General features: G+C 66.5%; 23 protein-coding genes. 10 read left to right on the forward strand and 13 right to left on the reverse strand.

The genetic code is table 11. The annotated features are described in order from the left end of the window. Window positions 1–38 precede the first annotated feature (38 nt). Genes K3A84_RS02260 through K3A84_RS02275 form a run of 4 tightly spaced genes read left to right on the forward strand, consistent with a single transcriptional unit; the run spans window position 39 to window position 4230 of the window. Window positions 39–803 (forward strand): uracil-DNA glycosylase family protein, encoded by a 765-nt coding sequence (locus K3A84_RS02260; protein WP_225007458.1) that lies wholly within the window; start codon window positions 39–41, stop codon window positions 801–803. Then, window positions 779–2581: a lytic transglycosylase domain-containing protein gene (locus K3A84_RS02265; protein ID WP_404823087.1), complete on the forward strand. Its 1803-nt coding sequence runs from the start codon at window positions 779–781 to the stop codon at window positions 2579–2581. The genes K3A84_RS02260 and K3A84_RS02265 overlap by 25 nt, the downstream gene beginning before the upstream one ends. Continuing rightward, window positions 2571–3098 carry a molybdenum cofactor biosynthesis protein B gene (gene moaB / locus K3A84_RS02270; protein WP_225007459.1) on the forward strand — a complete coding sequence of 176 codons (528 nt, stop codon included), beginning with the start codon at window positions 2571–2573 and terminating at the stop codon, window positions 3096–3098. Before K3A84_RS02265 ends, moaB begins: the two co-directional genes overlap by 11 nt. A gap of 55 nt (window positions 3099–3153) precedes the next feature. Then, window positions 3154–4230, forward strand: coding sequence for a PA0069 family radical SAM protein (locus K3A84_RS02275; RefSeq protein ID WP_225007460.1), 1077 nt, complete (start codon window positions 3154–3156; stop codon window positions 4228–4230). 58 nt (window positions 4231–4288) lie between these two features. Here K3A84_RS02275 and K3A84_RS02280 read toward each other — a convergent pair whose 3' ends face one another. The 8 genes from K3A84_RS02280 to K3A84_RS02315 form a co-directional block, all read right to left on the reverse strand. Then, window positions 4289–5374 carry an NADH:flavin oxidoreductase gene (locus tag K3A84_RS02280; protein WP_225007461.1) on the reverse strand — a complete coding sequence of 362 codons (1086 nt, stop codon included), beginning with the start codon at window positions 5372–5374 and terminating at the stop codon, window positions 4289–4291. Between the two features lie 4 nt (window positions 5375–5378). Further along, window positions 5379–5831 carry a DUF1330 domain-containing protein gene (locus K3A84_RS02285; RefSeq protein ID WP_318248275.1) on the reverse strand — a complete coding sequence of 151 codons (453 nt, stop codon included), beginning with the start codon at window positions 5829–5831 and terminating at the stop codon, window positions 5379–5381. After that, window positions 5806–7416: a long-chain fatty acid--CoA ligase gene (locus tag K3A84_RS02290; protein WP_225008119.1), complete on the reverse strand. Its 1611-nt coding sequence runs from the start codon at window positions 7414–7416 to the stop codon at window positions 5806–5808. The genes K3A84_RS02285 and K3A84_RS02290 overlap by 26 nt, the downstream gene beginning before the upstream one ends. A gap of 12 nt (window positions 7417–7428) precedes the next feature. After that, window positions 7429–11025, reverse strand: coding sequence for a DNA polymerase III subunit alpha (dnaE, locus tag K3A84_RS02295; protein WP_225007463.1), 3597 nt, complete (start codon window positions 11023–11025; stop codon window positions 7429–7431). A gap of 61 nt (window positions 11026–11086) precedes the next feature. Further along, window positions 11087–11575, reverse strand: coding sequence for a glutathione peroxidase (locus tag K3A84_RS02300; RefSeq protein WP_225007464.1), 489 nt, complete (start codon window positions 11573–11575; stop codon window positions 11087–11089). Between the two features lie 58 nt (window positions 11576–11633). Beyond that, complete coding sequence (locus K3A84_RS02305) at window positions 11634–11900, reverse strand: hypothetical protein (protein ID WP_225007465.1); 267 nt, start codon at window positions 11898–11900, stop codon at window positions 11634–11636. Between the two features lie 62 nt (window positions 11901–11962). Further along, entirely contained in the window at window positions 11963–12652 is a 690-nt protein-coding gene (locus K3A84_RS02310; protein WP_225007466.1) for an ABC transporter ATP-binding protein, read from the reverse strand. After that, window positions 12645–13886: a lipoprotein-releasing ABC transporter permease subunit gene (locus K3A84_RS02315; protein WP_225007467.1), complete on the reverse strand. Its 1242-nt coding sequence runs from the start codon at window positions 13884–13886 to the stop codon at window positions 12645–12647. Before K3A84_RS02315 ends, K3A84_RS02310 begins: the two co-directional genes overlap by 8 nt. A 413-nt stretch (window positions 13887–14299) precedes the next feature. On the opposite strand from K3A84_RS02315, the gene purF reads away from it, so the two are divergent. From purF to K3A84_RS02330, 3 genes are all read left to right on the forward strand, one after another. After that, entirely contained in the window at window positions 14300–15760 is a 1461-nt protein-coding gene (gene purF / locus K3A84_RS02320) for an amidophosphoribosyltransferase (protein ID WP_225007469.1), read from the forward strand. Further along, the gene (locus tag K3A84_RS02325) at window positions 15760–16485 is read left to right on the forward strand and encodes an SDR family NAD(P)-dependent oxidoreductase (RefSeq protein ID WP_225007470.1); all 726 of its coding nucleotides are present in this window, start codon (window positions 15760–15762) and stop codon (window positions 16483–16485) included. Before purF ends, K3A84_RS02325 begins: the two co-directional genes overlap by 1 nt. A gap of 70 nt (window positions 16486–16555) precedes the next feature. Then, complete coding sequence (locus tag K3A84_RS02330) at window positions 16556–16909, forward strand: PilZ domain-containing protein (RefSeq protein ID WP_225007471.1); 354 nt, start codon at window positions 16556–16558, stop codon at window positions 16907–16909. Here K3A84_RS02330 and K3A84_RS02335 read toward each other — a convergent pair. After that, window positions 16906–18276, reverse strand: coding sequence for a cryptochrome/photolyase family protein (locus K3A84_RS02335; RefSeq protein WP_404823088.1), 1371 nt, complete (start codon window positions 18274–18276; stop codon window positions 16906–16908). The genes K3A84_RS02330 and K3A84_RS02335 overlap by 4 nt on opposite strands. A 72-nt stretch (window positions 18277–18348) precedes the next feature. Here K3A84_RS02335 and K3A84_RS02340 point away from each other — a divergent pair, with 72 nt between their 5' ends. After that, the gene (locus K3A84_RS02340) at window positions 18349–19083 is read left to right on the forward strand and encodes a phosphatase PAP2 family protein (RefSeq protein WP_225007473.1); all 735 of its coding nucleotides are present in this window, start codon (window positions 18349–18351) and stop codon (window positions 19081–19083) included. Between the two features lie 57 nt (window positions 19084–19140). On the opposite strand, the gene K3A84_RS02345 is transcribed toward K3A84_RS02340, so the two are convergent. Further along, window positions 19141–20211, reverse strand: coding sequence for a 2-oxoacid:ferredoxin oxidoreductase subunit beta (locus tag K3A84_RS02345; RefSeq protein WP_225007474.1), 1071 nt, complete (start codon window positions 20209–20211; stop codon window positions 19141–19143). Between the two features lie 11 nt (window positions 20212–20222). Next, the gene (locus K3A84_RS02350) at window positions 20223–22106 is read right to left on the reverse strand and encodes a 2-oxoacid:acceptor oxidoreductase subunit alpha (RefSeq protein WP_225007475.1); all 1884 of its coding nucleotides are present in this window, start codon (window positions 22104–22106) and stop codon (window positions 20223–20225) included. A 237-nt stretch (window positions 22107–22343) separates the two neighbouring features. Here K3A84_RS02350 and K3A84_RS02355 point away from each other — a divergent pair, with 237 nt between their 5' ends. Both K3A84_RS02355 and K3A84_RS02360 read left to right on the forward strand, forming a co-directional pair. Beyond that, window positions 22344–23315, forward strand: coding sequence for an alpha/beta hydrolase (locus tag K3A84_RS02355; protein WP_225007476.1), 972 nt, complete (start codon window positions 22344–22346; stop codon window positions 23313–23315). A 25-nt stretch (window positions 23316–23340) separates the two neighbouring features. Continuing rightward, on the forward strand, window positions 23341–23826 hold the full coding sequence (locus tag K3A84_RS02360; protein ID WP_225007478.1) for an RNA pyrophosphohydrolase: 486 nt from the start codon (window positions 23341–23343) through the stop codon (window positions 23824–23826). Window positions 23827–23892: 66 nt separating this feature from the next. Here K3A84_RS02360 and K3A84_RS02365 read toward each other — a convergent pair whose 3' ends face one another. Then, complete coding sequence (locus tag K3A84_RS02365; RefSeq protein ID WP_225007480.1) at window positions 23893–24399, reverse strand: tetratricopeptide repeat protein; 507 nt, start codon at window positions 24397–24399, stop codon at window positions 23893–23895. Between the two features lie 63 nt (window positions 24400–24462). Then, on the reverse strand, window positions 24463–25644 hold the full coding sequence (locus tag K3A84_RS02370; protein WP_225007481.1) for an RsmB/NOP family class I SAM-dependent RNA methyltransferase: 1182 nt from the start codon (window positions 25642–25644) through the stop codon (window positions 24463–24465). Window positions 25645–25654: the final 10 nt, after the last annotated feature.

The following is a 25654-nucleotide window of genomic DNA, read 5'->3' on the forward strand; positions in this document are numbered from 1 at the left end:
AAGGTCAATACCGCCTTCGTGACTGGACATAGAGACAGGTGAGCGAAATCGCGAACAACGAAAGCGCGCGGATGGCCGATGCGCTGGGGGCGGCGCTCGACTGGTGGCGTGACGCGGGCGTGGACTGCGCCTTCGTCGACGATCCGCAGGACTGGCTCGCCGCCGCCCGCCCTGCCCCTTCGCCCAAGCCGCAGCGGATGGCCGCCACCGAACCGCCCGCCCCTACGGCACCGCCGCCCGCAGGCGGCGCACGCGACGGCTGGCCTGCCACGTTGCAAGGCTTTGCCGACTGGTGGATGGCCGAGCCTTCGCTTAGCCCCGCAGGCATCCCGCGCGTGCCGCCGCAGGGGCCCGAGGGCGCAAGCCTGATGGTGCTGGTCGCCATGCCGGAAGCTGACGACACCGCGCAGCTGTTGTCGGGCCGCGGCGGGCGGATGATCGATTCCATGCTGGGCGCGATGGGCCTTGCCCGCGAGCAGGCCTACCTCGCCTCGGTCCTGCCAACCCGAATCGCCATGCCCGATTGGGATGACTGGAAGGCGCGACGGCTCGGCGACGTGCTGGCGCATCACGTCGCGCTGGCTCGCCCGCAACGTTTGCTGATCTTCGGGAAAACGCTCGTCTCGGCGCTGATCGACCACGATTCGCCGCATAGTCTTTCGGATTTACGGCCACTTAACCATGAAGGGGGCAGCACTCCGGCGATTTCCACGTATGATCTGGATGCCCTGCTGGCGCGACCCGCTTTCAAGGCAAGCCTGTGGAATCGCTGGCTGGAATGGACGGGGACAGAACAAGCGTGACCAAACGGCGGCATTTGCGCGCAGGCCTTGCGGTCCTGACTGGTGGCCTTGTGCTTGGGCTGGCGCTTCCGGCAAAGGCCAACAGCGCCGCAGCCGACTATTTCCGCAGCCGCGCCGATCGCACGGCTGTGCCCACGCTGCTCAGCCAGGACGACCGCACGTTCTACAAAGGCCTGTTCGGCGCGATCGAGCGCGAGGACTGGTCGACCGTACAGCAGATGTTCGCCCAGCGCGCCGATGGCCCGCTCCACGCCGTGGCCCGCGCGCAGTTCTACCTTGCCGCCACCTCGCCCAAGGTCGAACTGCAACCACTGACCGACCTGCTCAGCCAGGCGCCCGATCTGCCTTGGTCCGACCAGATCGGACGACTTGCGCTGAAGCGGGGTGCAACCGCCCTGCCCGTCGCGCTCCCGCCCACGCAGGCGCTGTTCAACGTGCCGACGCTGTCGAAGCGGCTGAAGCCGCGCAGCGTCGCCGATGGCACGATGCCCGATTCCATCGCCGCCGCGATCACCGACCGTATCAAGAACGACGATCCGCTAGGCGCGCGGCTGCTGCTTGATGGCGTGGACGCCACACTTTCCGCCGAAGCGCGCGCCGAATGGCGTCAGAAGGTGGGCTGGGCCTTCTACATCGAGAACGACGACGCCAACGCACGCACGATCTCGCTGTCCGCCTTCGATGCGGGGAATGGCGCATGGGTGCCCGAGGCCTTGTGGACCGCCGGGCTTGCCGCCTGGCGCATGGACGATTGCATGGCCGCGGGCGAGGCCTTCGAACGCGCCGCGGGCATGACGCAGAACGCCGAACTGGCCTCTGCCGCGAATTACTGGGCGGGCCGCGCGTGGATGCGCTGCCGCAAGCCGGAGAAGGTCGCCGCCTCGCTACGCGCCGCCGCGCGCAATCGCGACTCGCTCTATGGCATGATGGCGGCCGAAGCGCTGGGCCTGCGTGAAGCCGTGCCCGCCGCCGCGCCCGACTTTTCGGACAGCGACTGGCAGCAGCTGCGCGCGGTGAACAACGTGCGCCTTGCCGTGCAACTGGCTGAAGTCGGCGAAGATGGCCTGGCCGACGAAGTGCTGCGCTATCAGGCGCGGATCGGCGCGCCGGGGCAATATGCGCCGCTCTCGCGCCTTGCGCGCGATCTGGGCCTGCCTTCTACGCAGTTGTGGATGGCCTACAACGCGCCTGCGGGTGCGCGGGCGGACGAAGCCGCGCGCTTCCCGGCGCCGAAGTGGACCCCGGCCAATGGCTGGAAGGTCGATCCGGCGCTGTTGTTTGCGCACAGCTTGCAGGAATCGAACTTCCGCACCTCGGTCACCAGCCCGGCAGGCGCCAAGGGGCTGATGCAGGTGCTGCCCGGCACCGCGCGCGACCTCACCCGCGTCGAGCCAATCATGGCGGGCCGTGAAAAGCAGCTCGACTTGCCCGACGTGAACCTCGCGTTCGGACAGACTTACCTCTCCCAGCTCAAGACCCGGCCCGAAACGCAGGGGCTGCTGCCCAAGGTGATCGCCGCCTACAACGCCGGGCCGATGCCGATCGGGCGCTGGAACGTGGAAGTGCGCGACAAGGGCGATCCGCTGCTGTGGATCGAATCCATCCCCTATTGGGAAACGCGCGGCTACGTGGCCACGGTGATGCGCAATTACTGGATGTACGAACGGCAGGCGGGCGGCACCTCCGAAAGCCGCGTCGGGCTGGTGCAGGGCCTGTGGCCGAAATTCCCCGGGCTCGATGGAGCCCAGAACGTCAGGATCGCCTCGCTTGAGCATTGATACGTCGCGCGAATTCAAGCCTATCGCGATCGCCCTTCTTACCGTTTCCGACACGCGCGGGCCCGACGAGGACACCTCGGGCGATATCTTGGCCGAGCGCATCAAGGGCGCAGGGCACCGCCTTGCCGCGCGCGCGATCGAAAAGGACGATGCCGCCCGAATCGCCAGCCGCCTCAACAACTGGATCGACGACCGCGCGGTCGATGCCGTGATCGTCACCGGCGGCACGGGGCTTACCGGCCGCGACGTGACGCCCGAGGCGCTCGACAAGGTCAAGACGCGCGACATTCCGGGATTTGGCGAACTTTTCCGCTGGCTCAGCTTCAAGACCATCGGCACCAGCACGATCCAATCGCGCGCCTGCGCGGTGGTGGCACGGGGCACCTACATCTTCGCCCTGCCCGGCTCGAACGGCGCGGTGAAGGATGGCTGGGACGGCATCCTGGCCGAACAGCTCGATAGCCGGAACCGGCCCTGCAACTTCGTGCAATTGATGCCGCGGCTGCTGGAAACGTAAGCTCCACCTTCGGCGCGCTTGCGCAAATGTTCCATTTATGTTCTCATGCCCCCTCATGAGAACACCGCCGATCCATGGCCGCGGTGCACCGTCCAGCGCGGTGCCGACGCGCTTCGGTCTTGCCGTGCGCGAGGACGACGGCGACTGGCTAGACGCGCGCGAGGATGTCGACGGACCGGAACGCAAGCTGCGCACTACCGTCACCGAAGAATTTCCGAAAACGGTGATGAGCTTTAATCGCTCGCCCGACATCCCGTTCGACCGCTCGCTCAACGCCTATCGCGGGTGCGAGCATGGCTGCGTCTATTGTTATGCGAGGCCCAGCCACGCCTTTCACGACCTGTCGCCGGGGCTGGATTTCGAGACAACGCTGTTCGCAAAGCCCAAGGCCGCCGAGATCCTGCGCAAGACGTTCGCGGGCCGGGGCTATGTACCCAGACCGCTGGCGATGGGCACCAACACCGATCCCTACCAGCCGATCGAGCGAGATTATCGCATTACGCGCGCCGTGCTGGAACTGTGCCTCGAGGTACGCCACCCGGTGACGATCACCACCAAGTCAGCGCGCGTGCTCGATGATCTCGATCTGCTGGCGGAACTGGCGCGGCACCGGCTGACGGCGGTGGGGATTTCCGTGACCAGCCTCGACCCGCACCTGTCGGGCCTGTTGGAGCCGCGCGCCTCGGCCCCGGCCAAGCGATTGGCGACGCTGGGGAAACTGGTGGCGGCAGGCGTGCCCGCACACGTATCGGTGGCCCCGGTCATTCCCTCGATCACCGACGAGTTCATGGAAGGGATCATCGAGCGTGCCGGCGCGCTGGGGGTGCCTTCGGCCAGCTGGATCATGGTGCGCCTGCCGCACGAGGTCGCGCCGCTGTTCCGCGAATGGCTGGAGGCCCATTTTCCCGACCGCGCGGGCAAGGTGATGAGCATCATCCGCGACGTGCGCGGGGGCAAGGATAACGATGCGCGGTTCTTCACGCGGATGAAGCCGCAGGGCGTGTGGGCCGACCTGATCCGCACGCGCTTTCGCCTGGCCTGCAAGCGCGCGGGGATGGAGCGGGTGGCGCTGGAACTGGACTGCTCGCAGTTCCGCCCGCCTGCGCGGGACGGCCAGTTGGCTTTGTTCTGAGGATCTGCCCGCCCCTGCCCCCTCCCGCAGGCAGGAGGGATGGGGGTGGGCAGGCGACTTACGCCACCTCGGCGACGAAGCCCTTCCAGTTCTTCATGTAGTGGACGAAGGTGGGGCTAAGCGCCTCGTCGAGCAGGTGCTGTTCGGTCACTGGCAGCGCGGGCGACTGGTAGGCGGGATCGGCCAGCACGCGATCGGGGAAATCGTGTCGCAGGATCGCGCCGCGCCCGATCGCCACGAAATCGCAGCCCTTGTCGAGCGCCCAAGCGCAATCGTCGGCGCTCAGCAGCTTGCCCGCGACGCACACGCGCGTATCCCCGCGCGGCAGGTCCATGAACCAGTCGATCAGCAGGCGGCCTTCGCCTTCAGGATCGTTGGGCGCCTTGCGCAAGTCCCACAGCGACAGGTCGACGTAGTCGAGCTTGCCCTCGGCCATGACCTTGCCGATCAGCGCGCGGATCTCGAGCAGCTTCTGGCCGAAGCGTTCGGGCGAAACGCGCAGGCCCAGCTGGAACTGCGGGCCGCAGGCGGCGCGGATGCCGTCGATGATCTCCAGCACCAGCCGCGCGCGGTTTTCCGGGCTGCCGCCGTACTTGTCGTCGCGTAGGTTGAATTCGGGCGAAAGGAATGCCGCGAGGATGTAGCCGTGCGCGCCGTGGATCTCCACGCCATCGAACCCGGCCTTTTCGGCGCGGACGGCGGCAGCGATGAAATCGTCGCGCAGCTGTTCGACTTCGGCGGTGGTAAGGCCGCGCGCGCCGCTTTCGGCGTGATCTGACGGGGCGACGGGATGCGCGACCACCGCCTTGTCCGAGCGATAGCCCGCGTGGTGCAGCTGCACCGAGGACACCGCGCCATAGGCGCGGATGCCATCGGCCAGCCGCGTCAGGCCCGGCAGGTGCGCGTCATCGAAAATGCCGATCTGGCCAACGAAGCCCTGCCCCACACGCTGCACATGCGCGGCGGCGGTCATCACCATGCCGAAGCCGCCTTTGGCGCGCGCGACGAGCCAGTTGTATTCATCGTCGGCCAGCGTGCCGTCGGGGTTGCTCTGCTGGTTGGTCAGCGGGGCGAGCATGAAGCGGTTCTTCCACGCCGGGCCGCGCGCGAAAGTCAGGGGTTGCGCAAGCGGGTTTGTGCTCAAGATCTTATCCTTCGATGGGCGCGAAGCGGACGAGGCGGCTGTCCTCGACCGCAGCCTGGCGGTGCACCACCACGGGCGCGTAATCGGGGTCCTTGACCATGCCCATGAACGCGGCGGCGCTGGGATAGGCCATGACGAAGGTTTCGTCCCATTCCCATTGCGCCGGGCCGGTCACCATGGCTTCGAAGCCGCCCTTCCACACGATATGCCCGCCCGCGCGTTCCAGCACCGGCTGGATGGTCCGGAAGTATTCGGCGTAGGCCTGCGCGCCGGTCAGGCCCTTGCCCGCAAGGTCATGGCCTGCGGGATAGTCCGCCAGCGCCTTGAACTTCACGAGGTTGAGCATGTGCACGGGCGTATCGCGCGGCAGGCTCTTGAAATGGTCGAAGTTTTCGCGGCTCGGATCGATATAGGCGGTCATCGGGCGTCCTTCAGGCAGCAGGCCAGGCGTAGTCACGGAACTGGTCGCGCAAGTCCTTCTTGCTGATCTTGCCCGTGCCGGTGTGCGGGATTTCGTCCACGAAGGCGACGGCATCGGGCACCCACCACTTGGCGACCTTCTGCGACAGATAGTCGCGCAATTCCGCTTCGGTGCAGTCGGTGCCGGGCTTGCGGATCACGACGAGCAGCGGGCGTTCGTCCCACTTGGGATGATGGATGCCGATGGCCGCGGCTTCGGCGACGCAAGGGTGGCCGACGGCGGCGTTTTCCAGCTCGACCGAGCTGATCCATTCGCCGCCCGACTTGATCACGTCCTTGGTCCGGTCGGTCAGCTGCAGGCTGCCGTCGGGATGGATCACGGCGACGTCGCCGGTATCGAACCACTGGTCGGCGTCGGTCGCGTCCTGCTCGGCCTTGAAGTAGCGCTTGACTACCCATGGCCCCCGCACATGCAAAGTACCGGACGTCTTGCCATCGCGTGGCAGAACCTTCGCCGGATCGTCCAGATCGACGCAGCGGATTTCGACGCCGAAAGGCACGCGCCCCTGCTTCGATTTCACCGCAACCTGTTCGTCGAAGCTGAGGTCGTCCCAGTTCCACGGCTCGGCCCCGGTGGTGCCGATGGGCGAAGTTTCGGTCATGCCCCAGGCATGGGCGACCCGAATGCCCTTCTTCATGAAGCGCTCGATCATCGAACGCGGCATGGCCGAGCCGCCGCACACCACCTGACGCAGGCTGGCGGGGATGTCCTTGCCGGTGGCGTCGAGGTGCTGGAGCAGGCTGAGCCAGACGGTGGGAACGCCCGAAGAGGCGGTGACTCTCTCGTTCTCGAACAGCTCGCACAGCGTCGCCGCGTCGTTGGTGGCGCAATAGACGAACTTGGCGCCCGCCGCCGCGCCCGCCCAGGGGATGCCCCAGCTGGCGGCGTGGAACATCGGCACGATCGGCATCATCACCATGCGCGTGTCCAACCCGAACACGGCGGGCGACTGGCAGGTCATGGCGTGGAGCATGGTCGAGCGGTGTTCGTAGAGCACGCCCTTGGGATTGCCGGTGGTGCCGCTGGTATAGCAAAGCATGCAGGGGTCGCGCTCGTCGCCATCGGCCCAATGCGCCTGCCCGTCCTCAAGCGCGATCCAGTCTTCGAAAGACTGCGCCGGTTCATCGCTGTCGAAGCAGATGTAGTGCTGGATCGTCGGCCAGCGCGGCTTCATGCGCTCGACCACCGGCGCCCACACCTTGTCGAACAGCAGGACTTTGTCCTCGGCATGGTTGGCGATGTAATCGAGCTGGTCGTCGAACAGCCGCGGATTGATGGTATGAAGGATCCCGCCTGCGCCGACCGCGCCATACCAGCTGACGAGGTGGCGGTGATGGTTCATCGCCAGCGTTGCAATGCGGTCGCCCGGCCCAACCCCCAGCCGCCGCAGCGCCTGCACCATGCGCAGCGCATCGTGGCGGATCCCGGCCCAGTTGGTGCGCGTTTCGCTGCCGTCAGCCCAGCGCGAGACGATCTCGCGCGGCCCGTGTTCGCGCGCGGCATGATCGAGCAGATGGGTCACGCGCAGCTTCCAGTCCTGCATGGCGCCCAACTGCATCATCATCGCTCTCCCTTATTCCACCAGCCGCAGATGCCGTTCCGGTCTTGCGGTAAGGGCCACATTGGCAAGGCCCTCGATGGGAATCAATCGTTCGATTAAGTCGCTGTCGAGGCGGAAATCAGTCCCTAGCCGCACCAGCGGTTCGCGTGCCCCCCCGGTGCGCAAGCGCGCCAGAACCTCCCCCTTGGCATCGGCCGCGCGCGGCAGCAGCATAGCCAGCTCGGCGATGGCCTCAGGTTTCGTAACGTCAAGCTTGAGCATCATGCGCGCCGCGCTGGTCACGGAATCGAGCGGACGGGCATTGCGCACGGTGACGCGCGGCGGCTCGTCGGGGTTCGGGCGATCGAGTTCGACGTTGAGCAGGACGCAGACGCCGTCCTTGGCCCACTGCACAAAGTTGTCGACAAGCGCCTCTTCGAAGCACGAGGCGGAGAACAATCCCGACGAATCGGAGAAGTCGGCCATGACGAAGTCCTTGCCGCGCTTCGTCTTGCGCTTCTGCACGTTCTCCACCAGCGCCGCCATGACCGCGCCGGATCGGCCGCCCCCGCCTTCCCCGCCCCCACTCATCAGGCTGCCATAGGAGCGCGCGCCGTTGGCCGAGGCCACCGCGCGATATTCCTCGACCGGGTGCGCGGCGAAGTAGAAGCCGAAGTTCTCGCGCTCGGCCGCCATCTGGTCGGCGCGGCTCCACGGCTTGGTTTCGGCAAGGCGCGTGGCGGGCACGGCGTGGTCGTCACCGCCGAACAGGCCCCCCTGCCCCGAAGTGCGTGCGCGCGCGGCTTCGTCCGCCACGGCCATCAGCAGTTCGGCATTGGCGGTGACTTGGGCGCGATTGGGTTCAAGGCAATCGAGCGCACCGCCTGCCGCCAGCGCTTCCAGCCCGCGCCGGTTCATCGATCCCGCGGGCAAGCGGCGGAACAGGTCGTCGAGGCTGGCGAAAGGGCCGTTCGCCTCACGCTCGGCGACGATCGCGTCCATCGCCTTTTCGCCGACGTTGCGCAGGCCCGCCAGCGCATAGCGCACGGCATAGCCATCGTGCGTGCGTTCGACGGTGAACTCGGCCTCGGAATGGTTGATGTCTGGGCCTGCCAGCGCCACCCCGTTGCGGCGCATGTCATCGACGAAGACCGACAGCTTTTCCGACTGGTGCATGTCGAAGCACATCGAGGCGGCGTAGAATTCGTGCGGGTAATGCGTCTTGAGCCACGCCGTCTGGTAGGCGAGCAGCGCGTAGGCGGCGGCGTGCGACTTGTTGAAGCCGTAGCCTGCGAACTTGTCGATCAAGTCGAACAGCTCGTTGGCCTTGGCTGCGGGAATGTCGGACACGGTCTTGCAGCCATCGACGAAGCGCTGGCGCTGGGCGTCCATTTCGGCCTGCACCTTCTTGCCCATTGCGCGGCGCAGAAGGTCGGCGTCGCCCAGAGAGTAGCCCGCGAGGATCTGCGCGGCCTGCATCACCTGTTCCTGATAGACGAAGATGCCGTAGGTTTCGGACAGGATACCCGCCAGCTTGTCGTGCGGGTACTCGATGCTTTCGAGCCCGTTCTTGCGCCGCCCGAACAGCGGGATGTTGTCCATCGGGCCGGGACGGTAGAGCGAAACGAGCGCGATGATGTCGCCGAAATTGGTCGGCTTCACCGCCGCCAGCGTGCGCCGCATGCCTTCGGATTCGAGCTGGAACACGCCGACCGTGTCGCCCGATTGCAGCAGCTTGTAGGTGTCGACATCGTCCCACGGCAGCGCCGACAGGTCGATGTCGATGTGCCGCTTGGTGAGCAAGTCCACTGCCTTGCGCAGCACCGACAAGGTCTTGAGGCCGAGGAAGTCGAACTTCACCAGCCCGGCGTCCTCGACGAACTTCATGTCAAACTGCGTGACCGGCATGTCCGAACGCGGATCGCGGTAGAGCGGGACGAGCTGAGCCAGCGGGCGGTCGCCGATCACCACGCCCGCCGCGTGGGTCGAACTGTTGCGCGGCAGGCCTTCCAGTTGCATCGCAAGGTCGATCAGCCGCTTGACCTCGGGATCGCGGTCGTATTCGCGCTTCAGTTCCAGCACGCCGTTCAGGGCGCGCGGCAGCGGCCAGGGGTCGGTCGGATGGTTGGGCACCATCTTGCACAACCGGTCGACCTGACCATAGCTCATCTGCAGGATGCGACCCGTGTCGCGCAGCACCGCCCGCGCCTTCAGCTTGCCGAAGGTGATGATCTGCGCGACGTGATCCTCGCCGTATTTCTGCTGGACGTAGCGGATCACCTCGCCGCGCCGGGTTTCGCAGAAGTCGATGTCGAAGTCGGGCATCGACACGCGTTCGGGGTTGAGGAAGCGTTCGAACAGCAGGCCCAGCTTGATCGGATCGAGATCGGTGATGGTCAGCGCCCACGCCACCAGCGAGCCTGCGCCAGAACCACGCCCCGGCCCTACCGGGATGCCCTGGTCCTTGGCCCACTTGATGAAGTCGGCCACGATCAGGAAGTAGCCGCCAAAGCCCATGCGGTTGATGATGCCGACTTCGAATTCGAGCCGCTGGCGGTAGTTCAGCACTTCCTCGACCGCGCCGATGGCGGCCAGTTGCGGATAGGCTGCCGGGTCCGGCTCGGCATCGGGGCCGAGCGTCAGGATCTCGGCCAGTTCGCCATGTGCCGCTTCGGGGTAATAGGGCTTCATCCGCGCAACGAGGCCGGTGCGGCTGTCGGCGGCGCAGGCCTTGGCCTCGCCTTCCTTGTCGCCGGCAAGGCTGGGCAGGATCGGCTTGCGCTTGGGCGGCATGCAGGCGGTGCGCTGCGCGACGACCATCGAATTGGCCAGCGCCTCGGGGCAGTCGGCGAAAAGCTGCTCCATCGCCTCGTAGGGCTTGATCCACCATTCGCGCGACGAACGCGGGCGGTCGGTGCTGTCGACATGCGTGGAACTGGCGATGCACAGCATGGCATCGTGCGCGGCGTAGAACCCGGCTTCGGCAAAGCACGCGGGGTTGGTGGCGACGAGCGGGATGGCCCGCGCATAGGCAAGATCGAACAGCCCCGCCTCGCCCGCGCTTTCGGCGGGATCGCCGGTGCGCGCGAGTTCGATGTAGAGGCGGTCTTGGAACAGTTCCTGCAACCGATCGGCATAGGCTTCGGCGGCGCTCTGCTGCCCATCGGCGAACAGTCGGGTCAGCGCGCCCTCCCCCCCGCCGGTCAGGCACAACAGGCTGTCGGTGTGGCCTACCAGGTCGGCCAGCACCACATGCGGTGCGAATTCGAGCGGACGGTCGAGGTGCGCCTTGCTGACGAGGTGGCACAGGTTGTCGTAGCCGCGAGAATCCTGCGCATAGAGGCCGAGCCAGTCGATCGTCGGCTGGGCCGGGCCGAAGCCCGTGGCCGCGCCTTCACGCTCGGGCCGGGCGACGGCGAGCATGACGCCGATGACCGGCTGCACGCCAACGTCCTTGCACGCCTTTGCAAAGGCAGCGCTACCGTAAAGTCCGTTGCGGTCGGTGATCGCGATGGCGGGAAAGCCGCGCTCGGCCGCCGTCTTGGCGATCGCCTTGGGGTCCACCGCGCCATCGAGCATGGTGTAGGAGGAGAACACGCGAAGCGGGACGAAGGGAGCGTAACCGGCCATGCGATCAATGTAGGAAACGCCACTGCCTTTGGCGAGCGCGGGCGGCGGCGTTATCAACCGGTCACAGCAGCGCTTCGATGTCCTTTTCGAGGCTTTCGGGCTTGTCCATCGGGCCATAGCGGCGCACGACCTTGCCCGAACGGTCGATCAGGAACTTGGTGAAGTTCCACTTGATCCCCTTGGTGCCCATGATCCCCGGCGCTTCGGCCTTGAGCCAGTCATAGAGCGGATCGGCGCCCGGGCCATTGACCTCGATCTTGGCCATCAGCGGGAAGCTGACGCCGAAGTTGACCTTGCAGAAGCCGTCGATTTCCTCGGCGCTCCCCGGCTCCTGCCCGCCGAACTGGTTGCAGGGGAAGGCCAGCACCTCGAAGCCCTTGTCCCCATACGATTTCCAGAGCTTCTCCAGCCCGTCATACTGCGGGGTGAAACCGCACTTGGAAGCGGTGTTGACGACGAGCAGGACCTTCCCCGCCTTTCCGGCAAGGTCGATCTCGTCGCCGCCGGGCAGTTTTGCCTTGAAATCGGCGATCGTGCGCGGACCCGACATTCCATTCCCCCTATTAGATTGCGTGCAATATAATAGGTGTCATAGCCAGCACGATCGATCAAGCCGGAAAGTCGTTGCGCCGGGCGAGCGCGAGAATCTCCGCCGGGCCATATTGGCGGTCTCCCGACTTCTCGATGACGAGCCCCGCGCGCTCGCTCTCGGGCATTCGTGCGACGAGGCGGACCATGTCGGAAAAGCTGCCGGCGTGGAGCGCGGCAAAGCCGTGGAGCACGCCGTCCGCAGCCTCGCGGCGCAGGACGGTGGCGTGGTCATTCCAGAAATCGGCACGGGTATCGCCGGATTCGGCGCGGATCGTGGTGTTCATAAAGATACGATCTCCTTTCGCGCCCTATCAACGCGCGAAGCCGGTTCCCGTATCCCGCCGCGCTATTGCAGCACGCCTTCGTGAAGCCGGACCACGCGGTCCATGCGCAGGGCAAGCCGTTCATTGTGGGTGGCGATCAGCGCGGCGCTGCCCTCGCCCCGCACCAGCTTGAGCAATTCCTCCAGCACGCGGTCGGCCGTGGCTTCGTCGAGGTTGCCGGTCGGCTCGTCCGCCAGCACCAGTTCGGGCCGGTTGGCCAGCGCGCGGGCCACGGCCACGCGCTGCTGCTCGCCGCCCGAAAGCTGGTTGGGCCGATGCTCCAGCCGGTGGCCGAGGCCCAGCGCGGTCAGCAGTTCGGTCGCGCGCACCCGCGCTTCCGCGGCAGGCTTGCTCGCCACCATCTGCGGCAGCACGACGTTCTCGATCGCGTTGAAATCGGGCAGCAGGTGGTGGAACTGGTAGACGAAGCCGAGGTGATCGCGCCGCAGCGTGGTGCGCGCATCGCCCGACAGCGCCGAGGCGTTGGTCCCCGCGATCTCGATCAGCCCTTCGAAGCCGCCTTCGAGCAGGCCAACCGCCTGCAACAGCGTGGACTTGCCCGAGCCGGAGGGCCCCAGCAGCGCGACGATCTCGCCGGGCCGGATCTCGAGGTTCACCCCGCGCAGGACGTCGATGGTGACGCCCCCTTGGGTGAAGCTGCGGCGCAGATTCTGCAGGCGCACGACAGGATTCATGGCGACAGGATCACTCATAACGCAGCACCTGAACGGGGTCGGTGCTCGCCGCCTTCATCGCCGGATAGAGCGTGGCAAGGAAGCTGAGCACGAGGGACATCACGCAGATCACCGCGATCTCCACCGGGTCGCTGCGGCTCGGCAGGTCGGTAAGGAAGCGGATCGAAGGGTCCCACAGGTTCTGCCCGGTGAGGAACTCGACCGCGTGGACCACGGGCTGGCGGAAATAGAGGAACACGAAGCCCAGTCCCAATCCGCCCAGCGTGCCCAGCGCGCCGATGACGAAGCCGATGGTGACGAAGACCTTAAGCAGGCTTTTCCGCGTCGCGCCCATCGTGCGCAGGATGGCGATGTCGCGCGTCTTGGCGCGCACCAGCATGATCAGCGACGACAGGATGTTGAACACCGCGACCAGCACGATGATCGACAGCACCACGAACATCGCCACGCGCTCCACCGCCAGCGCTTCGAACAGGCTGGCGTTGATCGTCTTCCAGTCGGTAACGACCGCGCGGCCCGCAAGCTGCTGCTTGAGGGGGCCGAGCGTGTCCATCACGGTGTCGGGATTGGTGGTGGTGATTTCGATCATGCCGATGGTGTCACCCGTCAGCAGTAGGGTCTGCGCATCGGGAATGGGCATCACGACATAGGCGTTGTCGTAATCGTAGACGCCGATCTCGAAGATGGCTGTCACGGTGTAGCCGATCTGGCGCGGCACGGTGCCGAAGGGGGTGGATCGGCCCTGCGGATTGATGATCGTGATCGTGTCGCCGATCCGCACGCCAAGGTTTTCGGCAAGGCGCGAGCCGAGCGCGACGTTGTTCGATCCCGACGCCAGCGTACCGAAGGACCCCGCCACGCGCTTTTCCTGCAAGCGCTTGAGGTCAGCCTCGGTATTGCCGCGCACGAGGATCGCTTCGACCCGCCCATTGAAGCTGGCCAGCAATGGCTGCTCGATCAGCGGCGAAGCGCGGGTAACGCCCGGCGTCTTCTCCACCTGCTTGAGGATCGACTGCCAGTCATCCAGCCGACCGCCGTAGGCCTGGACGATGGCGTGCCCATTCAGGCCCACGATCTTGTCGAGCAGTTCGGCGCGAAAGCCGTTCATCACGCTCATCACGATCACCAGCGCGGCGACGCCTAGCGTGACCGCGACGAAGCTGATCCCGGCGACGAGGGCGATGAACGCCTCGCCCCGGCCCGGCAGCATGTAGCGTTTGGCGATGGTCCATTCGAACGGCGAGAGGATCAAGCAGGCAATCTTTCGCTCGGGGGGCCGGGACGCGCCGGATGTACGACCAGTCGCGCGGAGTGGCAATGGTCCGCGCTCGCACTGCCGTCGGCGCGCTCAACCTCCGGCCGAACGAAGGGTTCCCGGCTAATACATCACAACGCTGGCACCATACGTCAGTGTCATCAGCCCGATCAACAGCACGGCGATGACGAGGATGGCGCTACGGATGATGTGGGCGGTCATGGGAGGTTTGCCTTCTCACGCTATGTTGCAGATGCGAAACGGACGTTGCCCGCGCGCGTTCCACCCCGAGCCGGCCCGCTGCATGGGACAGCGGCGCGCGCAAGCCCCTTGCGTTCTGTGACAAAGGTCGCCACATGGGCGCCGACCCTGGCCGGCGCGGTCGCGCCCTTGCGAGTCCACCAAGAAACATGAACATCACCGATCCCTTTCTCAGCCGCGACGGCGACAAGCTGCGCGAAGAGTGCGGCATTTTTGGCGTACTCGGCGCGCGCGATGCGGCCGCGATGGTCGCGCTCGGCCTTCACGCCCTGCAGCACCGCGGGCAGGAAGCCGTGGGCATCACCAGCTTCGACGGGCAGGAGTTCTACTCCCGTCGCGGCATCGGCCATGTCGCCGCCAACTTCTCCTCGGGCCAGGCAATCGCCGAACTGCCGGGGATGATGGCGTCGGGCCACGTCCGTTATTCGACCACGGGTGGCTCGGGCCTGCGCAACGTTCAGCCGCTGTTCGCAGATCTTGCGGCGGGCGGCTTTGCCATCGCGCACAACGGCAACATCTCGAACGCGATGTTCCTGAAGCGCGACCTCGTCCAGAAGGGCGCGATCTTCCAGTCGACATCGGATACCGAGGTGATCATCCACCTCGTCGCGACGAGCCGCTATCCCACGCTGCTCGACCGCTTCGTCGATGCCCTGCGCCTGATCGAAGGCGCCTATTCGCTGATCTGCATGACTCCCGAAGGCATGATTGCCTGCCGCGACCCGCTGGGCATCCGCCCGCTGGTGATGGGCAAGCTGGGCGACGCCGTGGTCTTCGCCAGCGAAACGGTGGCGCTCGACGTGGTCGGCGCGGACTTCCTGCGCGAAGTGGAACCGGGTGAGCTGGTGCAGGTCGGCCTCGATGGGCAGGTCAGCAGCCATCGCCCGTTCGGCGACCAGGCGGGCCGCCCGTGCATCTTCGAACACGTCTATTTCAGCCGTCCGGATTCGATCATGGGCGGTCGTTCGGTCTATCAGGTGCGCAAGGCCATCGGCAGCGAACTGGCGATCGAAGCCCCGGCCGATGCCGATCTGGTGATTCCGGTGCCCGACAGCGGCGTTCCTGCCGCATTGGGCTATGCTCAGCAGTCGGGCATTCCCTTCGAACTCGGCATCATCCGCTCGCACTACGTGGGCCGCACGTTCATCCAGCCGTCTGACGGCGCGCGCAACCTTGACGTGAAGCGCAAGCACAACGCCAACCGCGCGCTCGTCGCGGGCAAGCGCATCGTGCTGATCGACGATTCGATCGTGCGCGGCACCACCAGCCTCAAGATCGTGCAGATGATGCGCGATGCCGGGGCCAGCGAAGTGCACATGCGCATCGCCAGCCCGCCGACCGAGCATTCGTGCTTCTATGGCGTGGACACCCCCGAACGCTCGAAGCTGCTCGCCGCGCGCATGGATGTCGAGGCCATGGCCAAGTTCATCCACGCCGACAGCCTGGCGTTCGTCTCGATCGACGGCCTGTACCGCGCCGTGGGCGAAGCGCAGCGTAACAAGGCCTGCCCGCAATATTGCGACGCCTGCTTCAGCGGCGAATACCCGACCCGCCTGACCGACCTTGGCGAGCGCGACGGTGTCGTGCAACCGGCCGAAAAGGTGGCGTGATGGCGGAAGGATCGCGGCCGCTCGACGGCCAGCTCGCGCTCGTTACGGGTGCGAGCCGCGGCATCGGCGCGGCCACGGCCAAGGCCTTGGCTGCCAAGGGCGCGCACGTAATTCTCGTCGCGCGCACCGCCAAGGATCTGGAAAAGGTCGAAGAAGATATCTTCGCGGCCGGTGGCAGCGCCACGATCGCGCCGGTCGACCTCGCCGAACCCGACGGTATCGCCCGCCTTGCCACGGCCATTTCGGGGCGCTGGGACGCGCTCGACATCATGGTGATCAACGCCGCGGTGCTGCCGGTTCTGACGCCCGTGTGGCAGATCGAACAGCGCGACTTCATGCGCGGCCTCACGCTCAACGTGCTGGCGACGCAGGCGCTGATCGCGGGCTTCGACAAGATGCTCAAGAAGAGCAAGGACGCGCGCGTCATCGGCGTGACGAGCAGCGTCGGCGCAAGCCCTCGTGCCTACTGGGCCGCCTATGGCTCGTCGAAGGCCGCGTTCGACAACTTGCTCGATTGCTATGCGCAGGAGGTCCGCGCGATCTCGAACGTGCGCGTCGCCGTGGTCGATCCGGGCGCGACGCGCACTGCCATGCGCGCCAAGGCCTACCCCGGCGAAGACCCGCAAACGGTCAAGGAACCGGAAGTTGTCGCCGAACGCATCGCCGCGCTTGTTTGCGAACCGTTTTCAACCCCTCATCGCGAGCGCGTTAACCAACCGGGGTAACGTGACGTTAAGAGCGTCACGTCACATTCGGTCCATCCTGCCGGGTAATCCGGCGTACGGGATTGGGTCGATGAGCACCACCTGGCGCGATTCCCGGTTCGGTCCGGGGAGCTACGAATACTCGGCGCAGGAAGACCGTTGCGCGCCGCGCACACGCGTCAGGATCCCGGCGAGCCTGCGCGCCTCGGGCTCCAAGAGCTTTCCTACCACGGTCCACGACCTCTCGCTCGGCGGTTTTTCGGCGACGGCGCTCAACCGCATGCATGTCGGCACTATGTGCTGGTTGTCGCTGCCCGGCCTCGAATCGCAGCAAGCCGAAGTGGCATGGTGGCAGGACGGGCTGGTCGGCTGCGCCTTCGCCAATCTGCTCAGCCCGATCGTGCTCGACAGCATGATCGCCCAGTATCAGGGTGTCGGTCGCTAGGCGTCTTCCTTCATCGCCGCATGCGCCGCCAGCGCCCGCGCTCTTGCCTCCGCATGGCCCACGATCTTCGCAGGATAGCCGCGCGGCGGGCGCGCGGGATCGTGGATCTCGCTGTCCGGAAGGTGCGCCAGTTCGGGCAGCCAGCGGCGGATGTAGTCGGCGGCGTCGAATTTGGGCGACTGCGTCAGCGGTGCCATGATCCGCACGAACATGTTGGAATCGACGCCCGTCCCTGCGCTCCACTGCCAGTTGACCGCGTTCGAGCCATAGTCGGCATCGACCAGCGTGTCCCAGAACCAGCGCTCGCCTTCGCGCCAGTCGATCAGCAGGTGCTTCACCAGGAAGCTGGCCGCGATCATGCGCACGCGGTTGTGCATCCAGCCCGTTGCCCATAGCTCGCGCATTCCCGCATCGACAATAGGATAGCCGGTGCGCCCCCGCTGCCACGCCGCCAGGTCATCGGGCGCATCGCGCCATTCCAGCGCGTCGTAGGCGTCACGTGCGTTACGCGCGCCGTATTCCGGCATTTGCAGGATCACGTTCTGCGCATAGTCGCGCCAGGCCAGCTCGCCGAGGAACGTGGCCACCGAACCGCCCGCGTCGGCCACGGCGTGCCAGATCGTCGCCGGAGAAATCTCGCCGAAATGGAGATGCGGCGAAAGGCGCGAGGTGCCTTCCATCGACGGCAGGTTACGACACAGTTCGTAACGGCGCGCCTTGTCGGCGAAATCTGCCAGCCGGATGCGGGCCCCGCCCTCGCCCGGGGTCCATTCGCCGCGCATCCCGCCTGCCCAGTCGGGTTTGACCGGCAGCAGCCCCCAATCCTCGAGCGCATCGCTGGCGGGCCAGTGCTCGGGCGCGTGTAGGCGCTGAGGCGGCGCGAGCGGATCGGCGGGCGGCATCCGTTGGGTCAGCGCGCGCCAGAACGGCGTGTAGATCTTGTACGGCGCCCCTGCCCCCGTCGTAACCGAACCGGGCGGGGCGAGATAATTGCCGTCGTGGCAGACAAGGTTGAACGCCTTGCCCACCGACTTCTCGGCATTGCGCCACCATGGTTCGTAATGACGAAGGGCATGAACCGTGCGCGCACCGGTCTCGCGCCGGATCGCGGCCAGTTCCTCATGCGTCTTGCCCCGGCGCAGGATCAGGCGCGACCCGATCTTGCGCAGATCGGCATCGAGGCTGGCCAGGCTGTGATGCAGCCACCAGCGCGAAGCCGCTCCCATGCGGCGATGCTTCGGGGTATCATCGTCGAGCACATAGACCGGGATCACCGGCCCGCCGGCCGCAGCCGCCGCTGCAAAGGCCGCCTGATCGGCAAGGCGCAAGTCACGGCGCAGCCAGACGATGGTAGGGGCGGACGTCACGATGGTTTTTCCTGTTGCATCAAAGAATACCGCGCGGGAACACCTCGGCATGCTCCGCCGTTCCGAACTGCCATGACCGAACCCGTTGCCCAAGGCCGATTGCCCCAAAGGACGTACCGGATAGCCTCGCGCCACGCGCTGCTTGCGGCCAGCCTGTGCTGGCTCGGCTTCGCTTTCGTGACGTGGAGCGTTGCCACCGGCCGCAGCGGCACCATCGACAGCGCAGGCCTGCTGTTCTGGCGACGGGGCGCAGACTTTGCACCGGCGGGGCCACCCGGACTGCTCGAAGCGGTGCGCGACCTGACCTCGCTGGGCGGGGTGCTGCTGCGCAACCTCGTTGCGGCGGGCGCGCTGGCGGCGCTGCTGTTCCTGCGCTTGCGGCGCGAGGCGGTGGTGCTCGCAGCCACGGTTGCGGGGGGATGGATCGTCAACACGCTGGTCAAGCTGGCAGTGGGCCGCCCTCGCCCGCTGATCGTGCCGCACCTGACCGAAGCAGGCGGACAGAGCTTCCCCAGCGGGCACAGCTTCAATTCGGCGGTGGTCTACATCGCAATTGCGCTCGCCTTTGCCAGCATGAGTCCGCGCCGCAGCGTGCGCTGGACCGTGATCGGCGTGGCGGTCGCGCTCAGCCTCGCCGTCGCCTTCACCCGCGTGTGGCTGGGCGTCCATTTCCCCAGCGACGTCGCGGCGGGCTGGTTCGGCGGCGCGGGCTGGGCCTTCCTCGCCTCCGCCCTGTTGCATCGCCCGGCCAAGGCGGTGGCTGAACAGGCCTCCGATGCGCTCGACAGGGTGACCCCGGGCGGATGAAACGCAAAAGGCCTCGCCGGATGGCGAGGCCTTTCGTGTGCTTGCAGAGAGCGCCGGTCAGATGGGATCGGCGGCGGTGTTGCCCACGGTCCAGGTCTGGCCCTTGCCGAGCAGCTTGGCGAGGTTCGCCTCCTTGCCCGCGCGTGCCTGTTCATCCTGCGCCAGCGCGGTGGATTCGTAGGTCGGGCGCGGATCATCGTAGATCACGCCCAGCGCCATCGGGAACGGGCCAAAGGGCATTTCCACCAGCATGTGCGCGATAGCCCGGTTCTTGACGTTGTGGACGATCACGCCCGCCGCCTGCCAATCGGGCGTGCCGTCTTCCTTTGCCGCCACGTCGACGACCTTCAGGCTGAGCGTGTCCATGTCGAGCGTGATGCCCTTCACGCCGCCCGACTTGACGCTGCCGAACAGCATCGGCTCGCCATCCTTGACCCACAGCTGGTTCTGGTCGGCCACGCCCTTCGCGGTGAAGTCGTCGAAGCGGTCCTTGTTGTAGACGATGCAGTTCTGGAAGATTTCCACGAACGCCGCGCCCTGGTGGGCGTGGGCGGCCTTGAGTACCGAACCCAGATCCTTCGACACGTCATAAGCCCGCGCGATGAAACGCGCGCCCGAGCCCAGCGCGAAGGCGCAAGGCAAGGCGGGACGATCGACCGAGCCCAGCGGCGAGGTCGGCGAATTGGTGCCTTCGCGGCTGGTCGGCGAATACTGGCCCTTGGTGAGGCCGTAGATCTCGTTGTTGAACAACAGGATCTGCGTGTTCACGTTGCGGCGCAGGATGTGCATCGTGTGGTTGCCGCCGATCGACATGCCGTCGCCGTCGCCGGTGACGAGCCACACGTCGAGTTCGGGGTTGGCCAACTTGATGCCGGTGGCGAACGCTGGCGCGCGGCCGTGGATCGTGTGGAAGCCATAGCTTTCCACGTAGTACGGGAAGCGGCTGGAGCAGCCGATGCCCGAAACGAACACGGTCTTCGACGGATCCGCGCCGATTTCGGGCAGCACGCGCTGCACAGCCTTGAGGATCGCGTAGTCGCCGCAACCCGGGCACCAGCGTACTTCCTGGTCGGTTTCCCAGTCCTTGATGGTGGTCTGGAACTTCTCGATGGGGGTCATGTCGTTCATGTTCGTTCCCCTTACGCCAGCGCAGCTTCGATCGCGGCTTCGATTTCCGCGATGGTGAAGGGCTGACCGCTGGTCTTGTTGAGCGGCTGGGCATCGACCAGATACTGGTCGCGCAGCACGGTCTTGAACTGGCCGGTGTTCATTTCGGGCACGAGAATCTTGTCGTAGCCCTTGAGCAGCTCGCCCAGGTTGGTCGGCAGCGGCCACACGTGGCGGACATGGATCTGGCTGACCGACAGGCCCTTGCGGCGCGCGCGGCGTACGGCCTGGTGGATCGGGCCATAAGTGCTTCCCCAGCCCACGACCGCCAGCTTGCCGGTGGTCTCGCCCAGCGTGACCTCCTGCGCGGGCGTGCCGTTGGCGACGCCATCGACCTTGGCCTTGCGGGCATCGGTCATCGTCTGGTGGCTGGAAGGGCTGTAATCGATGTTACCGGTGCCCGGGTTCTTTTCGATGCCGCCGATGCGATGCATCAGGCCGGGCGTGCCCGCCTTGATCCACGGCCGCGCGCCCTTCTCATCGCGAGCGAAGGGCAGCAGCTCGCCGTTCGGGCCGTTCTTCTCGGAGAGGAACTTCGCCGGGAACGGCTTGAAGCTTTCGGGATCAGGCACCTTCCACGGCTCGGCCGCGTTGCCGATGTACCCGTCAGTCAGCAGCATCACCGGAGTCATGTATTCCACCGCGATACGGCACGCCTCGATCGCGCATTCGAAGCAGTCCGACGGGCTGCGCGCGGCGATTACCGGCATCGGCGCGTCGCCGTTGCGGCCATAGATCGCCTGGTAGAGATCCGACTGCTCGGTCTTGGTGGGAAGGCCGGTCGAAGGCCCGCCACGCTGCGAGTTGACGATCACCAGCGGCAGCTCGGTCATGATGGCAAGGCCCATCGCCTCGCCCTTTAAGGCGATGCCGGGGCCGGACGACGAGGTGACGCCCAGCTGGCCCGCATAGCTTGCGCCGATGGCCGAGGCGATCGCCGCGATCTCGTCTTCCGCCTGGAAGGTGGTGACGCCGAACTCCTTGAGCCGGGCCAGGTTGTGCAGGATCGCCGAAGCAGGCGTGATCGGGTAGCCGCCGAAGAACATCGGCAGGTCCGCCAGCTGCGCGCCCGCGACGAGGCCGAGGCTGATGGCTTCGGCGCCGGTGACGGTGCGGTAGAGGCCCGGTTCGCTTTCGACCGGCGCGATGTGGTACTGCTTGAGCGGCCCTGCCAGTTCGGCCGTTTCGCCATAGGCGTGCCCGGCGTTGAGCGCGGCGATGTTGGCTTCGGCCAGCACCGGGCTCTTCTTGAACTTGGCGTTCAGCCAGTCGACCAGCGGCTGGCGGTCACGGTCGAACATCCACAGCGCAAGGCCGAGCGTCCACATGTTCTTGCAGCGCAGCGCTTCCTTGTTGCCAAGGCCGAAGGGCTTGACCGCTTCGAGCGTCAGCGCCGAAATGTCGAACGCCAGCAGCTGCCACTTTTCAAGGCTGCCGTCCTCGAGCGGGTTGACCTCGTACTTGGCCTTTTCGAGGTTGCGCTTGTTGAACTCACCGCTGTCGGCGATGATCAGGCCGCCGATCTTGAGCGCGCCGACGTTGGTCTTGAGCGCCGCCGGGTTCATCGCCACCAGCACGTCGGGCTGGTCGCCCGCGGTATCGATCTCGGTCGAGCCGAAGTTGATCTGAAACGCCGAAACGCCGAACAGCGTGCCCTGCGGCGCGCGGATTTCGGCCGGGAAGTCCGGGAAAGTCGCCAGGTCGTTGCCCGAAAGCGCGGTCGAAAGCGTGAACTGACCACCGGTCAGCTGCATGCCGTCGCCCGAGTCGCCGGCAAAACGCACCACGACCGCCTCGGGGGCGGGGGTTTCCTTGCCGCCCGTCAGAGCGTCCGGTCCGTCTGCAAGTGTCGCCATAATATCCTCTGCTGCGCGCCGGGGATGTGATCCCCCGCAAGGCTTGTGTCGCGCCTATTCCCCCTCACGCCTCCACGCAAAGAAGAAAATCTCCTGCCCGCGAAAACGTCTCCACCGACTTGATTCCGAACGCGGGGGCTAGTCAAGTTGCAAAAAGCAGACTCAATATGGTGCACGCCGCGAAAGAGGGGGTTACCAACCCCACCGGCACCACCACACGGGAAGAACGAGGAAGCCATGTCCGAGACTGAGACCATCGAAAAGCCCCAGCACTACGTTCGCCCCGATGTGCGCGCGTTCCTGGACATGATGAACGCCGTCGAAGCCCCTCCGATGAGCGCGGTCGGGGCCGAGATGGCGCGCGCAGGTTACGTCGCGATGGGCCAGATGGCCGAAGCCGATCCGCGTCCGCTGGCGGTGATCCGCGACCTCACCTGCCCTGGCCCCGCCGGCGACATCTCGCTGCGCCTCTACGACACGCGCGAAACCCGCGATCCGTCCCCGGTGGTGATGTTCTACCACGGCGGCGGCTTCGTGATCGGCGACCTTGAAACGCACCACAGCCTGTGCACAGCGATCTGCGAGCAGCTCGACCTCCCGGTCGTCGCGGTCGACTATCGCCTCGCCCCCGAAGCCCCCTTCCCCGCAGCGCCGGACGATTGCGAAGCCGCCACCCGCTGGGTCGCCGGCAGCCCGGCGGAACTGGGCCGCACTGTTACCGGACTTGTCAGCACGGGCGATTCGGCTGGCGGCAACCTCACCATCGTCGTCACGCAGGCGCTCGCCGCCAATCCTGCCGCCGTGCCGATGCTGGTGCAGGCGCCGCTCTACCCGGTGGCCGACGACAACCTCGACGACTGGTCCTACCACGCCTTTGCCGAAGGCTTCCTGCTGACGCGCGAGACGATGATCTGGTTCGGCGAATGCTATGCCGCCGAACAGGGTCATCCGCGCTCGGCCCCCATCAAGGGCGATCTGGCGAACACTCCGCCGACCGTGCTCGTCACCGCCGGGCTCGATCCGCTGCGCGATGGCGGACGGGCCTATGGCGCGGCCCTCATCCAAGCAGGGGTTGACGTTACATACCTGGAGATGAAAGGCACCATCCACGGCTTCGCGCAGACCCGCAAGGCCTTGCCCAGCGCCAACGACGATCTTGCCGCGATCCTCGCGGAAGTGAAGGTCAAGCTGGCCAAGGCCGGGGTCTGAATCTCAACAAAGGACGCATTTGCAGATGAATGACCAGTTTGCCGGGCTTCCCTATCGCCCTTGCGTCGGGGTGATGCTGGTCAATGCGCAAGGCCGCGTCTTCGTGGGCAAGCGCATCGACAACAAGGAAGGGGACGCCTGGCAGATGCCGCAGGGCGGAATCGACGACGGGGAGGATCTCCACCCCGCCGCGATGCGCGAACTGCACGAGGAAACCGGCGTCACGCCCGATCTCGTCACCGTGATCGCCGAGAGCCGGGAAGAGCACTTCTACGATCTTCCCCCCGAACTTCTCGGCAAGCTGTGGCGCGGCAAATATCGCGGCCAACGCCAGAAGTGGCTGCTGCTGCGCTTCAACGGCGAAGACGCTCACATCGACCTTAACGCGCACGATCCGGCGGAATTTCTCGACTGGAAATGGGTCGAACCCGAACTGCTGCCCGATCTGATCGTGCCGTTCAAGCGGCGCGTCTACCGCCAGGTTCTGGAAGAATTCCGCGCACTGATCTGAGCGCGGCCCATTCTCCCCTCCCGCCAGCGGGAGGGGCCGGGGGTGGGCCTTTGGCCCACGAACCGCTCAGTTGTTCTCGATTACCGGCGCGGGCTTGACCGCTTCGGCAGCGACCACCTTGGGCGCGGCGCCATGCGCGATCGCGGCGGACAGCGCCTCGGTTTCGGCGCAGCCCTTGCCGCACAGCCCTTCAAGCCGGGCAAGGTTGGTGCGCGCCTTTTCCAGCGCGCCCTTTTCCGCTAGCGCCCCGCCTTCGCCGGAAATGGCGGACAGGTTGTTGGGATCGCGGTCCAGCGCCTCGCGGTAATAGTGGATCGCCTTCCCCTGAAGCCCCGCCTTGCGCGCGGCATCGCCCAGCGCGATGTAGGTGCCGGTGTGGGCAGGATCGACCGCCAGCGCCGCCTCGAAGCTGTCGGTCGCGGCATCGACCATGCCCTTGGCAAGCTGCGCCCGGCCATCGTCGAGCAGAACCTGCGCGCGCGGGTCAACCGCTTCGTTGACCTTCGCCGCGCCCATGCTTCCGGTGACCAGCACCAGCAGGGACAAGGCGGCGGCAGCGGGCGTGTAGCGCATCAAAAACTCCTTGAGCCGGTTCTTCGGCTTGCGTGATCCCCGGCGTCCCATGTCGGATTCCTATCACACGCGCCGCAGGCTTGCGAAGAAAAACCCGTCCGTGGCGTCGTGCGCCGGGGTCAACCGCCAGCCCTGCCCGCGAGGGCGCCCCAGCGGACAGACGGGCGTCACCGCCACCCAGTCGGGCCGCGCCTTGAGGAACGCCTCGATGCGGTCCGCCCCCTCGGCATCGAGCAGCGAGCAGACGATGAACAGCATCCGCCCGCCCGGCGCGACAAGGTCGGCGCCCACCGCCAGCACATTGTCCTGCATCGCGGCATAGCGCTGGATCGCGGCAGGCGTCAGTCGCCAGCGCGCTTCGGGATTGCGCCGCCAGGTGCCGGTGCCCGAACACGGCGCATCGACCAGCACTGCATCGCACCGACCGAGCAGGTCCGCCAGCGCGACACGCTCCTTCCCCGGGTCGAGCAGCCGCGTTTCGGCTCTCGCGCCGGCGCGCGCCGCCCGCTCCGGCAGGCGCGAAAGGCGCGCGCGATCGATGTCGCAGGCGATAAGATGGCCGGTGTTGTCCATTGCGGCCGCCAGAGCGAGTGTCTTGCCGCCGGCGCCCGCGCACAGATCGATTACCGTCTCGCCGGGCTGGGCGGCAAACGCCTCGCAGGTCAGTTGGCTGCCCGCGTCCTGCACTTCGAACAGGCCCTCGGCATATTCGGGCCAGCTTTCCGCCGCTGCGCCGGTTTCCAGCCGCAGGCCATGGCGCGCGACGACCGGCTCCACCGCTACCGGCAGGCGCGCGCGCAAGGCATCGCGCGTGATCTTGATCGTATTGGCGCGAATATCCAGCGGCGCGCGACCCAGCAGCGCGCGCTGCTCGCCTTCGGCCAGTCCCGAATCGGCGAGCGCCCGCGCCAACCATTCAGGTGCAACGCCGCCTTCCGCCACCGGCTCGCCCTGCTGAACCGCCGCCGGGCCATAGCGCGACCCATCGAACAACGCCGCCAGCGCCGCATCGTCCGCCGCCGCCCGCAGCATCGCCGCCCGCCCCGATGCCGGCACGTCGCCACAGGCACGGATTGCCGCCCACACCAGATCGCGGATCGCGCGCCGGTCCTTGGAGCCGATGAAGCGGCGCGCACGCAGCCATTCGGCCGCGACCCGATCGGCAGACGCGCCGCCCGAACGCGCCGCCGCGATCACCGCGTCGAGCAGGTCGATCGCCGACTGGACGCGCGCGGCGGGTGTCATAGGAAAAGCC

This window comes from Novosphingobium percolationis, from assembly GCF_020179425.1.
GTDB lineage: Bacteria > Pseudomonadota > Alphaproteobacteria > Sphingomonadales > Sphingomonadaceae > Novosphingobium > Novosphingobium percolationis.

Bases quoted from the DNA above. Each gene is read 5' to 3' on its own strand.
- K3A84_RS02265 (WP_404823087.1), top strand. From the start codon at position 779: ATGGACGGGGACAGAACAAGCGTGACCAAACGGCGGCATTTGCGCGCA.
- K3A84_RS02275 (WP_225007460.1), top strand. From the start codon at position 3,154: ATGAGAACACCGCCGATCCATGGCCGCGGTGCACCGTCCAGCGCGGTG.
- K3A84_RS02290 (WP_225008119.1), bottom strand. From the start codon at position 7,416: ATGATGCAGTTGGGCGCCATGCAGGACTGGAAGCTGCGCGTGACCCAT.
- dnaE (WP_225007463.1), bottom strand. From the start codon at position 11,025: ATGGCCGGTTACGCTCCCTTCGTCCCGCTTCGCGTGTTCTCCTCCTAC.
- K3A84_RS02300 (WP_225007464.1), bottom strand. From the start codon at position 11,575: ATGTCGGGTCCGCGCACGATCGCCGATTTCAAGGCAAAACTGCCCGGC.
- K3A84_RS02305 (WP_225007465.1), bottom strand. From the start codon at position 11,900: ATGAACACCACGATCCGCGCCGAATCCGGCGATACCCGTGCCGATTTC.
- K3A84_RS02310 (WP_225007466.1), bottom strand. From the start codon at position 12,652: ATGAGTGATCCTGTCGCCATGAATCCTGTCGTGCGCCTGCAGAATCTG.
- purF (WP_225007469.1), top strand. From the start codon at position 14,300: ATGAACATCACCGATCCCTTTCTCAGCCGCGACGGCGACAAGCTGCGC.
- K3A84_RS02325 (WP_225007470.1), top strand. From the start codon at position 15,760: ATGGCGGAAGGATCGCGGCCGCTCGACGGCCAGCTCGCGCTCGTTACG.
- K3A84_RS02330 (WP_225007471.1), top strand. From the start codon at position 16,556: ATGAGCACCACCTGGCGCGATTCCCGGTTCGGTCCGGGGAGCTACGAA.
- K3A84_RS02340 (WP_225007473.1), top strand. From the start codon at position 18,349: ATGACCGAACCCGTTGCCCAAGGCCGATTGCCCCAAAGGACGTACCGG.
- K3A84_RS02345 (WP_225007474.1), bottom strand. From the start codon at position 20,211: ATGAACGACATGACCCCCATCGAGAAGTTCCAGACCACCATCAAGGAC.
- K3A84_RS02350 (WP_225007475.1), bottom strand. From the start codon at position 22,106: ATGGCGACACTTGCAGACGGACCGGACGCTCTGACGGGCGGCAAGGAA.
- K3A84_RS02355 (WP_225007476.1), top strand. From the start codon at position 22,344: ATGTCCGAGACTGAGACCATCGAAAAGCCCCAGCACTACGTTCGCCCC.
- K3A84_RS02360 (WP_225007478.1), top strand. From the start codon at position 23,341: ATGAATGACCAGTTTGCCGGGCTTCCCTATCGCCCTTGCGTCGGGGTG.
- K3A84_RS02365 (WP_225007480.1), bottom strand. From the start codon at position 24,399: ATGCGCTACACGCCCGCTGCCGCCGCCTTGTCCCTGCTGGTGCTGGTC.
- K3A84_RS02370 (WP_225007481.1), bottom strand. From the start codon at position 25,644: ATGACACCCGCCGCGCGCGTCCAGTCGGCGATCGACCTGCTCGACGCG.